Annotated in this window: 14 protein-coding genes and 2 pseudogenes; 8 read left to right on the forward strand and 8 right to left on the reverse strand. The window is 67.8% G+C overall.

What is annotated here, in order from left to right; all coding sequences use genetic code 11:
- The first annotated feature begins 17 nt into the window (after window positions 1–17).
- The 3 genes from ABDV69_RS03600 (at window position 18) to ABDV69_RS03610 (ending at window position 1,259) form a co-directional block, all read left to right on the forward strand.
- Window positions 18–362, forward strand: coding sequence for a DivIVA domain-containing protein (locus tag ABDV69_RS03600; RefSeq protein WP_343571963.1), 345 nt, complete (start codon window positions 18–20; stop codon window positions 360–362).
- The gene (locus ABDV69_RS03605) at window positions 352–954 is read left to right on the forward strand and encodes a DNA-3-methyladenine glycosylase I (protein ID WP_343571964.1); all 603 of its coding nucleotides are present in this window, start codon (window positions 352–354) and stop codon (window positions 952–954) included. Before ABDV69_RS03600 ends, ABDV69_RS03605 begins: the two co-directional genes overlap by 11 nt.
- 137 nt (window positions 955–1,091) lie before the next feature.
- Window positions 1,092–1,259, forward strand: coding sequence for a DUF3117 domain-containing protein (locus ABDV69_RS03610; RefSeq protein WP_003406247.1), 168 nt, complete (start codon window positions 1,092–1,094; stop codon window positions 1,257–1,259).
- 8 nt (window positions 1,260–1,267) lie between these two features.
- On the opposite strand, the gene glgA is transcribed toward ABDV69_RS03610, so the two are convergent.
- Window positions 1,268–2,446 carry a glycogen synthase gene (glgA, locus tag ABDV69_RS03615; RefSeq protein WP_343571965.1) on the reverse strand — a complete coding sequence of 393 codons (1,179 nt, stop codon included), beginning with the start codon at window positions 2,444–2,446 and terminating at the stop codon, window positions 1,268–1,270.
- A gap of 183 nt (window positions 2,447–2,629) precedes the next feature.
- On the opposite strand from glgA, the gene glgC reads away from it, so the two are divergent.
- On the forward strand, window positions 2,630–3,844 hold the full coding sequence (gene glgC / locus ABDV69_RS03620) for a glucose-1-phosphate adenylyltransferase (protein WP_343571966.1): 1,215 nt from the start codon (window positions 2,630–2,632) through the stop codon (window positions 3,842–3,844).
- Window positions 3,845–3,903: 59 nt separating this feature from the next.
- Here glgC and ABDV69_RS03625 read toward each other — a convergent pair.
- From ABDV69_RS03625 to ABDV69_RS03635, 3 genes and pseudogenes are all read right to left on the reverse strand, one after another.
- A pseudogene (locus ABDV69_RS03625) lies at window positions 3,904–4,317 on the reverse strand (ATP-binding cassette domain-containing protein); the annotation flags it as partial.
- The gene (locus tag ABDV69_RS03630) at window positions 4,304–4,945 is read right to left on the reverse strand and encodes a TetR family transcriptional regulator (RefSeq protein ID WP_343571967.1); all 642 of its coding nucleotides are present in this window, start codon (window positions 4,943–4,945) and stop codon (window positions 4,304–4,306) included. The pseudogene ABDV69_RS03625 and the gene ABDV69_RS03630, both read right to left, overlap by 14 nt.
- Before the next feature lie 160 nt (window positions 4,946–5,105).
- Window positions 5,106–5,771: an O-methyltransferase gene (locus ABDV69_RS03635; RefSeq protein WP_343571968.1), complete on the reverse strand. Its 666-nt coding sequence runs from the start codon at window positions 5,769–5,771 to the stop codon at window positions 5,106–5,108.
- 187 nt (window positions 5,772–5,958) lie between these two features.
- Between ABDV69_RS03635 and sigE the strand changes: the two genes are divergently transcribed.
- The 4 genes from sigE to tatB all read left to right on the forward strand — a co-directional run bounded on the left by sigE (window position 5,959) and on the right by tatB (window position 9,322).
- Window positions 5,959–6,720, forward strand: coding sequence for an RNA polymerase sigma factor SigE (gene sigE / locus ABDV69_RS03640; protein ID WP_343571969.1), 762 nt, complete (start codon window positions 5,959–5,961; stop codon window positions 6,718–6,720).
- 147 nt (window positions 6,721–6,867) lie between these two features.
- The gene (gene rseA, locus ABDV69_RS03645) at window positions 6,868–7,341 is read left to right on the forward strand and encodes an anti-sigma E factor RseA (RefSeq protein ID WP_343571970.1); all 474 of its coding nucleotides are present in this window, start codon (window positions 6,868–6,870) and stop codon (window positions 7,339–7,341) included.
- An 86-nt stretch (window positions 7,342–7,427) separates the two neighbouring features.
- Window positions 7,428–8,927 carry a trypsin-like peptidase domain-containing protein gene (locus ABDV69_RS03650; RefSeq protein ID WP_343571971.1) on the forward strand — a complete coding sequence of 500 codons (1,500 nt, stop codon included), beginning with the start codon at window positions 7,428–7,430 and terminating at the stop codon, window positions 8,925–8,927.
- A complete protein-coding gene (gene tatB, locus ABDV69_RS03655; protein ID WP_343571972.1) occupies window positions 8,927–9,322 on the forward strand; it encodes a Sec-independent protein translocase protein TatB in 396 nt (131 codons plus the stop codon). Before ABDV69_RS03650 ends, tatB begins: the two co-directional genes overlap by 1 nt.
- Window positions 9,323–9,324: 2 nt before the next feature.
- Here the strand turns inward: tatB and ABDV69_RS03660 are convergent, their stop codons facing one another.
- The 4 genes and pseudogenes from ABDV69_RS03660 to ABDV69_RS03675 form a co-directional block, all read right to left on the reverse strand.
- Window positions 9,325–10,455: an Mrp/NBP35 family ATP-binding protein gene (locus tag ABDV69_RS03660; protein ID WP_343571973.1), complete on the reverse strand. Its 1,131-nt coding sequence runs from the start codon at window positions 10,453–10,455 to the stop codon at window positions 9,325–9,327.
- A 45-nt stretch (window positions 10,456–10,500) separates the two neighbouring features.
- A complete protein-coding gene (locus ABDV69_RS03665; protein ID WP_343571974.1) occupies window positions 10,501–11,835 on the reverse strand; it encodes a lytic murein transglycosylase in 1,335 nt (444 codons plus the stop codon).
- Between the two features lie 203 nt (window positions 11,836–12,038).
- A pseudogene (locus tag ABDV69_RS03670) lies at window positions 12,039–12,509 on the reverse strand (DUF1003 domain-containing protein); the annotation flags it as partial.
- A complete protein-coding gene (locus tag ABDV69_RS03675; protein WP_343571975.1) occupies window positions 12,506–13,801 on the reverse strand; it encodes a CBS domain-containing protein in 1,296 nt (431 codons plus the stop codon). The gene ABDV69_RS03675 and the pseudogene ABDV69_RS03670, both read right to left, overlap by 4 nt.
- Window positions 13,802–13,822: the final 21 nt, after the last annotated feature.

Genomic DNA, 13,822 nt, shown 5'->3' on the forward strand with positions numbered 1-13,822 from the left:
AGGGCAATATCGGTGCCGTGGCATTGGTGTTGCTGTACGTGGTGGTCTTGGTCCTGATGGCGATCGTGTTGTTCGGGGTGGCCAGTCTGCTGTTCGGCCGGGGGGAGTCGCTGCCACCGCTGCCCCGCGGAACGACGCCGACGGTGCTGCCGGCTTCCGGCGTCACCCACTCCGACGTCGACGCGGTCAAGTTCACCCAGACGCTGCGCGGATACAAGACCAGCGAGGTGGACTGGGTGCTGGACCGGCTCGGGCGAGAGCTCGACCTGCTGCGCGGCCAGCTGTCGTCGGTGCACGCCGCGGCCGCTGCCGGCTCCGACGACGATGAGGACGACGCCGGGGCTGAGCCCAGTGACCCCTGACGACGGCTTGGTCCGCTGCGACTGGGCGGTCGGCAAACCCGGCAGCGCGGATTTCCAGCTCTACCGCGACTACCACGACAAGGAGTGGGGCCAGCCGTTGCGCGGCCGGGCGGCGCTGTTCGAGCGGATGAGCCTGGAGGCCTTTCAGAGCGGCCTGTCCTGGCTGATCATCCTGCGGAAACGGGAGAACTTTCGCGACGCCTTTGCCGGTTTCACACCCGAGAAGGTCGCCCGATTCACCGACGCCGACGTGACCCGGCTGATGGCCGACGAAGGCATCGTCCGCAACCGGGCGAAAATCGACGCGACCATCGCCAACGCACGGGCCGTCGCCGATCTAGACGACCTCTCGGAGCTGCTGTGGTCGTTCGCTCCGGCCAGGCGGGCGCGTCCGGAGACCTCAGCTGACGTCCCGGCCAGCACACCGGAATCCACCGCAATGGCACGCGAATTGAAGCGCCGGGGATTCCGCTTCGTCGGCCCCACGACGGCCTACGCACTGATGCAGGCGACCGGGATGGTCGACGATCACCTGCGGGCGTGCTGGGTGCCTTCGCACGCCGACAATGCGGCTCGCCGCGCGGGCCGCTGAGGAGGCGGGCAATCGAGCCCGAGCCGCCGCCTGAAACGCCGAGCCGGAGGTCATGTGCACCCATTCACGCGGATAGGGAACAATGGTGTGGTGCATGTGCAGTTGACGGGCCAGCTCGAATCTGGAGGGAGCGCTCGATGGCGGCGATGAAGCCCCGGACCGGTGACGGTCCACTGGAAGCGACGAAGGAGGGGCGCGGCATCGTGATGCGAGTACCGCTGGAAGGCGGTGGCCGACTCGTCGTCGAGCTGACACCCGACGAAGCCGCTGCACTGGGCGACGAGCTCAAAGGCGTCACCAGCTAGAACCGCCGTTACGCGCAGACTTTCCGATAGATCTCCAGCGTCTGCCGCGCAATCTGCGCCCAGGAGAACTCCGCGATGCAGCGCTGGCGTCCCGCCCGGCCGTAGCGCTCCGCCCGCTCCGGATCGGCGACCACGGCGTTGACCGCCTGCGCGATCCGGGCCTGGTAGCCGGCCGCATCGCCCGCGTCGTAGTGCACCAGCGACCCCGTCACCCCGTCCGCGACCACCTCGGGTATGCCGCCGACGTCGGAGGCGACCACCGCCGTACCGCACGCCATCGCTTCGAGGTTCACGATCCCCAGCGGCTCGTATACCGATGGGCACACGAAAACCGCTGCAGCCGAGAGTATTTCGCGAACCTTGCCGATCGGCAGCATTTCCCGGACCCAGAACACCCCGGCGCGCGAAGCCGCCAGAGCGGCGACTCCCTCGCTCACTTCGGCGGCGATCTCCGGTGTGTCGGGCGCCCCGGCACACAGCACCAACTGCACGTCGGGATCGAATTGGTGCGCGGCGGCCAGCAGATGCGAGACGCCCTTCTGCCGGGTGATCCGTCCGACGAACGCGACCACCGGCCGGCTGCGATCGACCCCGAGGTCGGCCAGCACCGACGCACCCGGCGCCGGCTCGCCCTTCAACGGCTGGGTCGGATACCACACGTCGGTGTCGATTCCGTTGCGCACGACGTGGACTCGGGCTGGATCGATCGTCGGGTACACCCGCAACACGTCGTCCCGCATGCCCGAACTGACCGCGATCACCGCGTCGGCGGCGTTGACTGCGGTGTGCTCCACCCACGACGAGATCCGGTAGCCGCCGCCGAGTTGCTCGGCCTTCCACGGCCGCAACGGTTCCAGCGAATGCGCCGTCAGCACATGCGGCACGCCGTGCAGCAGCGATGCCAGGTGCCCGGCCATTCCGGTGTACCAGGTGTGGGAGTGCACGACGTCGGCCCCGGCGGCGGCACCGGCCATCACCAGATCCGTCGACAGCGTGGACAGCGCGGGGTTCGCTCCGCGCAGTTGGGGGTCGGGCTGGTACGCGAACGCTCCTGCCCGCGGTGCGCCCTGGCAGTGCACGTCGACCTGGCACAGGTTGCGCAGTTGCGCGACGAGTTGGGTCACGTGCACTCCGGCGCCGCCGTAGACCTCCGGCGGGTACTCCCGAGTCATCATCGCCACGCGCATACCCCGCACCGTAGTGGTCGCTGCCCGAGCCCGCCGGGGCCGACCCCTCGACCACATATGACCGTCGTCTCGTCGCAACGATTCAAATTTGTTGATGGACAGTTCCTCCGCGTGGGTAGTCGCTAGTTTGACTGGGCAAGGTTTGATCTGGCAGGGGTTCGCGACGGCCGTTAGGTTTGAGGCATGAGGGAAGCACCGCACGTGCTGGGCATCGTCTTGGCCGGGGGTGAGGGCAAACGGCTGTATCCGCTGACCGCCGACCGCGCCAAGCCGGCGGTGCCCTTCGGCGGCGCGTATCGCCTGATCGATTTCGTGTTGTCCAATCTCGTCAACGCCCGGTATTTGCGAATCTGTGTTCTCACGCAGTACAAGTCGCATTCCCTGGACCGTCATATTTCGCAGAACTGGCGGCTGTCCGGTTTGGCCGGCGAGTACATCACCCCGGTCCCGGCTCAGCAGCGACTCGGCCCCCGCTGGTACACCGGCTCCGCAGACGCGATCTATCAGTCGCTGAACCTGGTGTACGACGAGGATCCGGACTACATCGTGGTTTTCGGCGCCGACCACGTCTACCGGATGGACCCCGAGCAGATGCTTCACTTCCACGTGGAGAGCGGGGCCGGGGCCACGGTGGCCGGGATCCGGGTGCCCCGCGCGGAGGCGAGCGCGTTCGGCTGCATAGACGCCGACGAATCCGGGCGCATCCGCGGCTTCGTCGAGAAGCCGATTGACCCGCCCGGCACGCCCGACGACCCGGAGGCCACGTTCGTCTCGATGGGGAACTACATCTTCACCACCAAGGTGCTGATCGACGCGATCCGCGCCGACGCCGACGCCGATCATTCCGATCACGACATGGGCGGCGACATCATTCCGCGCCTGGTGGCCGACGGCATGGCCGCGGTCTACGACTTCGACGACAACGACGTGCCCGGCGCCACCGACCGCGACCGCGGTTACTGGCGTGACGTCGGGACGCTGGACGCGTTCTACGACGCTCACATGGATCTGGTGTCGGTGCATCCGGTGTTCAACCTCTACAACAGGCGCTGGCCGATCCTCGGCGCCTCGGAGAATCTGGCACCGGCCAAGTTCGTCAACGGGGGATCGGCCCAGGAGTCGGTCGTGGGGGCGGGCAGCATCATCTCGGCCGCCTCGGTGCGTAACTCGGTGCTGTCGTCCAACGTCGTGGTCGACGACGGCGCGATCGTCGAAGGCAGCGTGATCATGCCGGGCGCGCGGGTCGGCCGCGGCGCGGTGGTCCGCCACGCGATTCTGGACAAGAATGTCGTCATCGGCCCGGGCGAGATGGTCGGGGTCGACATGGAGAGGGACCGCGAACGCTTCGCGATCAGCGCCGGCGGCGTGGTCGCGGTGGGCAAGGGCGTCTGGATCTAGCTTCTTGGTTTCACCCGTCGCGAAACAGAAGCCAGGGTCGCCGATCGGCCAATTCCGCAGCCGCTGCTCGGCTCGTCGAGCAGCAGCAGCCGGGCCCGCGACGAGAACGCGGAGATCAGCGAGACCTTCTGGCGATTGCCCTTGGAGTAGGTGCGAGTCTTCTTGTGCGGGTCGGGTTCGAAGCGCTCGATCAGCTCGGTCAGATTCGGCCACAGCGTGACATCGCCTGGTGCATAGGTTATCTGGCGGTGCGGGTCTACCGCGTCGGCTCAGGGATCGCCGCCGAGCAGACGCACGGTCCCGCTGTCGGCTTTCACCACGCCCAGCAGAATCCGGCTCGTGGTCGACTTCCCGGCCCCGTTCGGTCCGAGGAAGCCGTGCACCTCGCCCTCGCGCACGGTCAGCTCCAGGCCGTCGAGCGCCCGGGCCTTGCCGAAAGCCTTTGTCAGGTTGTGAATCTCAATCGGATGCATCGGTTTCTCCTTCTGCCCGGGCCAGAAATGCGTCGTACATGTGACTGTCGGTCATCAGGCCATCGGTGTACAGCTCGAGCGCGGGCTGCACCATGTCGTTGGCGTAGTCGCGTAGCACGGCCCGCAAATCGGTTGGGGTCTGGTGCATTTGGATGTAGAGCAGGAATCCGCCGCCACCGGTGATCGCGAGATACTTGGCCCGGGCGGCCGGGGCCCGGCTGGGCTTCAGGACGCCGCTGGCGACCCCCTCGTCCAGGTAGCTCTCGGCGTTGTCGATCATCGTGCGCCAGAACGTCTTGGCCAGCTCGCCGCCGGCCTGCATGCTGCGCAACAGGTAGGCCATCAGCGGCGCGTATTCCTCGATTTCGGTCATCGCGGCGAACCAGGTTGCCGGGTCGCTGGAGTTCATCGCCGCGGACTTGCCGCTGCGGATCTCCTCGGCGACGTGGTCGTCGCAGGCCTTACGCAGACCGTCTTTGGAGCCGAAGTGGTGGATGACGAGCGCCGCGCTCACCCCGGCCGCCTCGGCGATCGAGCGCAGCCCGACGCCGAAGCCCTGCTCGCCGAACCGCTCGATCGCCGCGTCGCGGATCCGGGCCGCGGCGGTCAGATCGTCGACTGAACGCATGTTCAGAATACTAAACAGTCGTTCGGTCGAACGTCAAGTAGGCGTCCCGGTTTCCACGCCGAGCAGACGCAAAATCGCATCAGAAGGCCGCCAACCGTGCGATTTTGCGTCTGCTCGCCGGCGTCTGGTTGCCGGGGTCTGGGGGCGTGAGGGATTGAGCTCAGTCGCGAACGGCGGCCAACAGGCCGCCGCCCAGCGGCACCAATGCCGGCGTGAGCTGCTCGTTCTCGGCAATCAGCCGCGTCGCCTCACGCACCGCGGCCACCTCGTCGTCGTGGGCCGCCGGATCGCCGGCCCGTCCGCCCGCCGCCGCGCCGTGCACGACGATCACGCCGCCGGAGCGCAGCAGTCGCACCCCCTCGACCACGTAGTCGGGCTGGTCAAGCGGGTCGGCATCGATGAAGACCAGGTCGTAGGAGTCGTCGGCCAGGCGGGTCAGTACTTCCTGGGCGCGGCCACTGATCAGCCGCGTGCGCGACGGGCCGATGCCGCCGTCGGAGAACGCCTCCTTGGCGATCCGCTGGTGCTCGGGCTCGATGTCGATCGTGGTCAGCACGCCGTCGTCGCGCATCCCGGACAGCAACCACAGACTGCTGACGCCGGCACCGGTGCCCACCTCGACGACGGCTTTCCCGCCGCTGAGTTTGGTCAGCAGGCTGAGCAGCGCTCCGACGGCCGGTGTGACGGCTCCGGCGCCGATGTCGGCGGCGCGCTCGCGGGCGGCCAGCAGAACGGTGTCTTCGGAAATCGATCCTTCGGCGTGCGCCGAGAGGGACTCGGCTTGACTCTTCGCCGGCTGGCCGGGCGTGCGGTCGGTCGTGGCCATGGCGTGAGCGTATGTCCAACCTCTGCCGGGTGCGCTCAGGCGGGCCCGCGACACGCTCAACGAATCGGCGTGATCAAAATGTGATGTGATCGATTTTGCCAGCGCAGCGGGGGTTTTTGCGTCGTTCTCAGTCAAAGTTCAGTGCGGCCATATACCGCACATACGCCGATGGACGACGGTGTTTCTCATGGAGCGTGGAGGCCGCTGGTCCGGGAATACATCTCGATATTTTCGCGTTGTCCGCGGTGATGAATTGCCCAGCCTTCACGGCAGTCTGAACCCGGAGGATTTCACCATCACGACTTTGATGAGCCCGTCCAGCATGTCGCACCCGGAGCGGTACCGCGACGCCGGCTGGGTCGAGCCTTCCGACCAGCCGCACGGCACGGCGGTCTTCGACGCGACCGGCGACAAGACGGCGATGCCGTCGTGGGACGAACTGGTTCGCCTACACGCCGACCGCGTCTACCGGCTCGCCTATCGCCTGTCCGGCAACCTGCACGACGCCGAGGACCTGACCCAGGAAACATTCATTCGGGTTTTCCGGTCGGTGCAGAACTACCAACCGGGCACCTTCGAAGGCTGGCTGCACCGCATCACCACGAACCTGTTCCTGGACATGGTGCGTCGCCGCAGCCGGGTGCGGATGGAAGCGCTGCCCGACGACTACGACCGGGTGCCGGCCGACGAGCCGAATCCGGAACAGATCTATCACGACGCGCATCTGGGTCCTGACCTGCAGGCGGCGCTGGATGCGCTGCCGCCGGAATTCCGCGCGGCGGTGGTCCTTTGCGACATCGAAGGACTGTCCTACGAGGAAATCGGCGCAACGCTGGGCGTCAAGCTCGGCACCGTGCGCAGCCGCATCCACCGCGGACGGCAAGCGCTGCGCGATTACCTGGCAGTGCGCTCGGACGGTGCCATTGCGGCCGACGGCCGCCGAATCTGAGACATTCGCAGCCTGATCGGCTGCGACACACGCGGCCTGATCGGCTGCTTACTGATGTTCGGTATCTGTCGGCGCGCTACATTCGTGGTAGTGCCGCATTTGAGGCCGTGCCGCAAGGGCCTGACGCGATGCCGAGAGGAGTTGGTGATGGTCGAGCCGGGACATGTGTTCCGCCGAGCCTTCTCCTGGTTGCCCACCCAGTTCGCCTCGCAAAGCAATGCGCCGGTCGGAGCTCCACGGCAATTCGGTTCCACCGAGCACCTGTCGATCGAGGCCATCTCGGCGTTCGTCGACGGCGAGTTGCGGATGAACGCCCACCTGCGCGCTGCGCATCACATCTCACTGTGTCCGGAGTGCGCAGCCGAAGTGGACGGCCATCGCCGGGCCCGTGCCGCGCTGCGCGACTCACATCCGATCAGGGTCCCCAGCGCGCTGCTGGGATTGCTGTCGCAGATCCCGCACTGCCCGCTCGAGGACGAGGTGGAAACCGAGCGGAACTACCAACCGCGCGATCCCCGCGCGCGGGGCAGCAGCGGCCCGCCGCCGGACCGTGGTCGGCCGACGACCATGCGCGATCGGTTCTCCGACGGCAACAGGCGCGATCGCCCCGAGCCTCGGTAGGGTGGTGAGCAGTTTGGCCGAGCCGGTGCGCGGCGCCGTGCTCGAATCCACAAGCGTTCGTGTGCCTAGCGCCGGAAGAGGATGACGTGAGCTCCGATCAAGACAACAACGGCGCCCCCCGCCTGGCGCCGCGTCCCGTGTCCCGGCCGCCGGTCGACGCCGCGACGGGTCAGGCCTTCAGTCGTCCCGACGGGGTGCAGGGTTCCTTCGTCGCCGAGCGGGTCCGGCCGTCGAAGTACCGCGACCCCGGCGAGTTCAGACCGCACACCGAACCTGCCGACCCGGTTCTCACCGAGGCGTTCGGCCGTCCCTTCCCGGGAGCCGGCTCCCTGCAGCGCCACCCCGCCGATGCGGACGCACTCGACGACGGCAGAGTCAACGGCGAACTCGAGGATCCCGAAGACCCGTGGCGTGATCCAGGCGCCGCGGCCGCGTTAGGTGACCCGGCGGTCACGCGTTCCGCCCAGGGCGCCGAGGTCGTCCGTGACGTGCTCGGTGTGCGCGACGTGCTGTTCGGCGGCCGGGTGTCGTACCTGGCGCTGTCGGTGCTGGCCGTACTCGCGTTGCTGATCGGTGTGGTCGGCGGCGTGGTGGGGCGCAAGACAGCCGAGGTCGTCGAGGCGTTCACCACCTCCAAGGTGACCCTGTCGACCAACAACAACAACGAGTCTCCCGCTGGCCGGTTCGCCAAAGTGGCTGCAGCAGTGGCGGATTCGGTAGTAACGATCCAGTCGGTCAGTGACCAGGAGGGCATGCAGGGATCGGGCTTCGTGGTCGACGGCCGCGGCTACATCGTCACCAACAACCACGTGATCTCCGAAGCGGCCAACAGCCCGAGTCAGTTCAAGACCACCGTGGTGTTCAACGACGGCAAGGAAGTTCCCGCGCACCTGGTCGGCCGCGACCCCAAGACCGACCTGGCCGTGCTCAAGGTCGACAACGTCAATAATCTCTCAGTTGCCAAACTCGGTGACTCCGACAAGGTTCGCGTCGGCGATGAAGTCCTCGCCGCAGGTGCGCCGCTGGGTCTGCGCAGCACCGTCACGCACGGTATCGTCAGCGCGTTGCACCGTCCGATTCCGTTGTCGGGGGAGGGTTCTGACACCGACACCGTGATCGACGCCATCCAGACCGACGCCTCGATCAACCACGGAAACTCCGGTGGCCCGCTGATCGACATGGACTCTCAGGTCATCGGGATCAACACCGCCGGCAAGTCGCTGTCCGACAGCGCCAGCGGGCTCGGTTTCGCGATTCCGGTCAACGAGGCGAAAGTCGTTGTGCAGACGTTGATCAAGGACGGCAAGATCGTCCACCCGACGCTGGGCCTGAGCGTCCGATCGGTGAGCAACGCGATCGCCCAGGGCGCCCAGGTCGCCAACGTCAAGGCCGGCGGTCCCGCCGAAAAAGCTGGGATCAAAGAGAACGACGTGGTGGTCAAGGTCGGCACCCGCGGGGTTGCCGACGCCGACGAGTTCGTGGTTGCGGTGCGGCAGTTGACCGTTGGGCAGCCCACTCCGATCGAGGTGGTCCGCGACGGTCGCCACGTCACGCTCACCGTGACCCCGGGGCCGGACGGCGGCTAGTGTTCGCCAACGTCGGCTGGGGCGAGATCCTGGTCCTCATCGTGGTCGGCTTGGTCGTCTTAGGACCCGAGCGTCTGCCCGGCGCGATCCGGTGGACGTCCACCGCCCTGCGGCAGGCCCGCGACTACCTCAGCGGAATGACGACCCAGCTGCGCGAGGACATCGGGCCCGAGTTCGACGACCTGCGCGAGCCGCTGTCCGAGTTGCAGAAGCTACGTGGCATGACGCCGCGGGCGGCGCTGGCCAAGCACCTGTTCGACGGTGACGACTCGCTGCTCCGCAGCTTCGACCAGCCGATCGGCAGCCCTGCGGAAAACATTGCGCGCCAACCGGTGACACCGCCGCCGCCGCAACCCGTCAGTGGGCCGGCGCCGTTCGACCCGGACGCCACCTGAGCTCAGTGTCGGCTGGTGTCCAATCCCAGTGACATGCCGGCCAATCCGCGGCGGCGGGCCGACAAACTGTCGGCGACCCTCTGCAACTCCTTGCCGACCGGTGAGTCGGGAGCGCTGAGCACGACCGGCACCCCGGCGTCGCCCGCGGCGACCAGCGCCGGATCCAGCGGAATCTGGCCCAGCAGTGGCACGTCGGCGCCCATGGTCCGGGTCAGTCGTTCGGCGACCTGGGCGCCGCCGCCTGCACCGAAGATCTGCATCGTCGAGCCGTCCGGCAGCAACAGCCCGGACATGTTCTCCACCACGCCGACCACCCGCTGCTTGGTCTGCAGGGCGATGCTGCCGGCCCGCTCGGCCACCTCGGCGGCGGCCACTTGCGGTGTTGTGACAACGATGATTTCGGCGTTCGGGATCAGCTGAGCGACCGAGATCGCGATGTCGCCGGTGCCCGGCGGCAGGTCGAGCAGCAGCACGTCCAGGTCGCCCCAGTACACGTCGGCCAGGAACTGCTGCAGCGCCCGGTGCAGCATCGGCCCGCGCCACACCACCGGGGTGTTTTCCTGGGTGAATTGGGCGATCGAGATGACTTTGACCTCGTGCGCGATCGGCGGCAGGATCATCGACTCCACCTGGGTGGGCCGGTCGGTGGTCCCCATCATTCGCGGGATCGAGTGGCCGTGGATATCGGCGTCGAGCAACCCGACCGAGATCCCGCGCGCGGCCAGCGCCGCGGCCAGGTTGACCGTCACCGTCGATTTGCCGACGCCGCCCTTGCCGGAGGCGATGGCGTACACCCGGGTCAGTGACCCCGGCTGGGCGAACGGGATGACCGGCTCGCGGGAATCGCCGCGCAGCTGCTTACGCAGTTCGGTGCGCTGCTCGTCGTTCATCACGTCGAGGCTCACCTGGACGGCGCCGGTGCCGGGCACGTCGGCCACGGCCTGGCTCACCCGCTCGCTGATTTCGGTCTTCTTCGGGCATGCGGCGGTGGTCAGGTAGATCTCGACGTGCACATCGCCGCCGGGGCCCACCTCGATACCTTTGACCATCCCGAGTTCGGTGATGGGGCGCCGCAGTTCAGGATCGATCACCTTCGCCAGCGCGGCGCGTACGTCTGCAGTCGGATCGGACATCACGCCGAGTCTAATGCGGAGCGGGTGACGTGCCGAAACGGCCGGTCAGCCCGGCGGCGCCGGCACGTTGAGTGGTGGGACGTTGGGCGGTGGGGTGTTTGGCGGTGGGGTGCTGGGCGGCGGGGTGTTGAAGCTCTGCAGCGGTCCGGGACCTTGGTCGCCGATGCAGATCACCGTGCACGACGGGTTGTAGCCGGCCGGGCCCTGCGCAGACCACGGATCGCCGTTACCGGGGGTGCCGCTGAGGTCGATCAATGGCATCCGGGCCAGCGGGTCGGTGGACGGCAGGCCGTGCATGTTCAGCGGCAGGTTCGGCCCGAGGCCTTCGGGATGCTCGAGATGGGCGTCGCCCAGCGGCGGCGGGGGCCCGGTCAACGGCGGCAGGTCGACCGGGACCACACCGGTGGCGTAGGCGGCGGCCCAGCCCAGCACGTTCTGGGCGTACGGCATCGAGTTGTTGTAACGCAGGATCGAGGCCAGCACCTGGGACTGGTCGCGCAGGTTGAGATTGCCGCTGCACAGGTAGCGGGCGGCGGCCAGCGTGGCGTCGTAGAGGTTCTGCGGATCGGCTACCCCATCGCCGTCACCGTCGGAGGCGTAGCGCGCCCAGGTGCCCGGCAGGAACTGCATCGGTCCCACCGCGCGGGCGTAGCTGACGCGTCCGGGGCCGCTGCTCTGCACGACCACCTCGTTGCCGGGCAGCGTGCCGTCCAGGGTCGGTCCGTAGATCGGCCGGACCGCGGTACCGCGGGCGTCGGTGGCGCCGCCGCCCGCGTGGCCCGACTCGATGCGACCGATGCCGGCGAGCAGATTCCAGCTGATGCCACAGGCCGGGTCCGAGACAGCCATCATGCGTTCGGCGTTGCGGTACGCGGTCAGCGCGACCGCGGGAATGCCGAGCGCGCCCAGGCTGCTCACCACGAGGGTCGGCGGGGGAGCGGATGCGGCGGCTTCGGCGATGTGGAAGCCGACCTTCGGGTGCGGAGCGGCGACCACCAGTGGGCCGGTCGGGTCGGTGGACGCCGGCGCGACGGCGGCAACCGCGGTGATGGCGGCGTCGTGCACCGTCGATTTGGCCAGCGGGAACGGTGGGGCGATGGCGCCGTCGACGCTCGGGTAGATCAGGCAGGCGATTATCGCCACACCGAACGCCGGCGACTTACCGGTGCGCGTCAGAGTTTGCTGGACGGTGGTGCTGACGGTTTCCGCGGCGTCCGCGAGGATGTCATAGCCATCCAGGATTCTGCTGGCGTCCGCTGCGCGATACACCGCGTCGCCGATCGCTGACGCCGTATTGCCAACGGCTGCGGTAAGTTTCAGGGTTTTTGGAATGCGCAGAACCCGCTGCCGCATCGTTGCAAGGGCCGGGCGTAAGCCCATGCGTCCCCCTACCCGCACTCGACCTGCCTAGTACTCGAGAGCCTCGTGATCTAGGTCACCATACCTAACACCGGTGACTGCAGTGACAACAATGGCGGACTGGCTGCCTGTGAAAACGCCGTGTTCAGACGACCGTGTCAAGTAGACGACCCGGCGTGCTGGTCCACCTCGTCGTCGCTGTCTTGCGGCGCACCGGGCAGCCGTTCCTGCAGAAGACCGTGCAGGTCCTCGAGTTCGCGGCGCAGATGTTCACGGGTCTTGGACACGTCACCGATGGCCAGCCGCAGCGCCGCCAGTTCGCGGGCCAGATACTCGGTGTCGGCCTTGGTTTCCGCGGCGCGTCGGCGGTCCTGCTCGAGCGCGACGCGGTCGCGGTTTTCCTGGCGATTCTGGGCCAACAGGATCAGCGGCGCCGCGTAGGCGGCCTGGGTGGAAAACGCCAGGTTGAGCAGGATGAACGGGTACGGGTCCCAGCGCAGGCTGACCGCGAAGATGTTCAGCATGATCCAGACCACCACCGCGATGGTCTGGATCAGCAGGTAGCTGCCGGTGCCGAAAAACCGGGCGATGGACTCGGTGAATTTGCCGACGGCCTCGGCGTCCACCCGCGGTGCCGACAGCCGCGAGATGCGCGGGGTGTACAGCCGCGCCCGCGGCGGTGCGGACTTGCTCATGACCGGCCTCCCGCGCTGTCCAGCGCCGGTTCCTCGGTGCTGTCCCGCCAGTCGTGCGGCAGCAGATGATCGAGCACGTCGTCCACGGTCACGGCGCCGAGTAGATGATGCTGCCCGTCGACCACCGGACCACAGACCAGGTTGTACGCGGCGAAATAGCGGGTCAGCACGGCCAGTGAGGTATCGGGCTCCAGCCAGGGCAGGTCGGCGTCGACGATCCCGCCGACCAGCATCGACGGGGGTTCGCGCAGCAGCCGCTGCAGGGTGACGCAGCCCAGATACTGGCCGGTCGGGGTGGCCGTCGGCGGCCGGACCACCAGCACCAGCGACGACAACGCCGGCGTCAGGTCGGGATCGCGGACCCGGGCCAGCGCCTCGGCGACCGAGGTGTCCGGGGTCAACACCACCGGCTCGGAGGTCATCAGGCCACCGGCGGTGTCGGGGGAGTGCTTCAACAGCCGTCGCACCGGGTCGGACTCCTCGGGATCCATCTGCCGCAGCAGCCGCTCGGCCAGCGTCGGAGTCATGGTGCCGAGCAGGTCGGCGGCGTCGTCGGGATCCATCTCCTCGAGCACGTCGGCCGCGCGCTCGTCGCCCAACTGCATCAGCAACTCGGCCTGTTCCTCCTCCGGTAGCTCCTGCAGGATGTCGGCCAGCCGGTCGTTGTCGAGGGCCGCGATCACCTCGTGGCGTCGCTTGGCCGGCAGCTCGCGCACCGCGTCGGCCACCTCGATCGGGCGCCATTTCTCGAATTGGTGCAGCAGCTGCGCGACCGCCTGGCCGGGCATGGCCAGCGCCGACGGGGTCAGTCCCTGCACGTTGCGCCAGCCGACGATGTGGGTGGTGCTACGCCGGCCCAGGCGTCGTGGCACCCGCACCGACACCCGCGTGACCATCCAGTCCCGGGTCCGGGTCTGCTCCAAGCCCAGATCGGTGACGACGACGTCGGTGTCGGCGAGCTCCGGCAGTTCGGGGTCGTTGACCCGCACCTTGGTGTCGACGATCTGACCCAGCACGAGAACTTCGCCGGGCCGCTGTTGGAACCGCAGCATCGAGACGTTGTTGGTGGTGAGCGTCACCGCCTGCGGCTCGATCGCGGAGACGCGCAGGATCGGCACGAAAATCCTTCGCCGCGAAGCCATTTCGACGACGAGGCCGAGGACTCGGGGTTGCTGGCGAACGATGCTGATGCTGACCACCACGTCGCGCACTCGGCCGAGGGCCTCGCCCATCGGGCCCAGGACCTGCATTCGCGCCAGTCGCGCGGCGTACACCCTGTTGATCGAGGCCATAGCTCAATAGGGTATTCAAGA

This window comes from Mycobacterium sp. (assembly GCF_039583785.1).
Taxonomy (GTDB): Bacteria; Actinomycetota; Actinomycetes; order Mycobacteriales; family Mycobacteriaceae; genus Mycobacterium.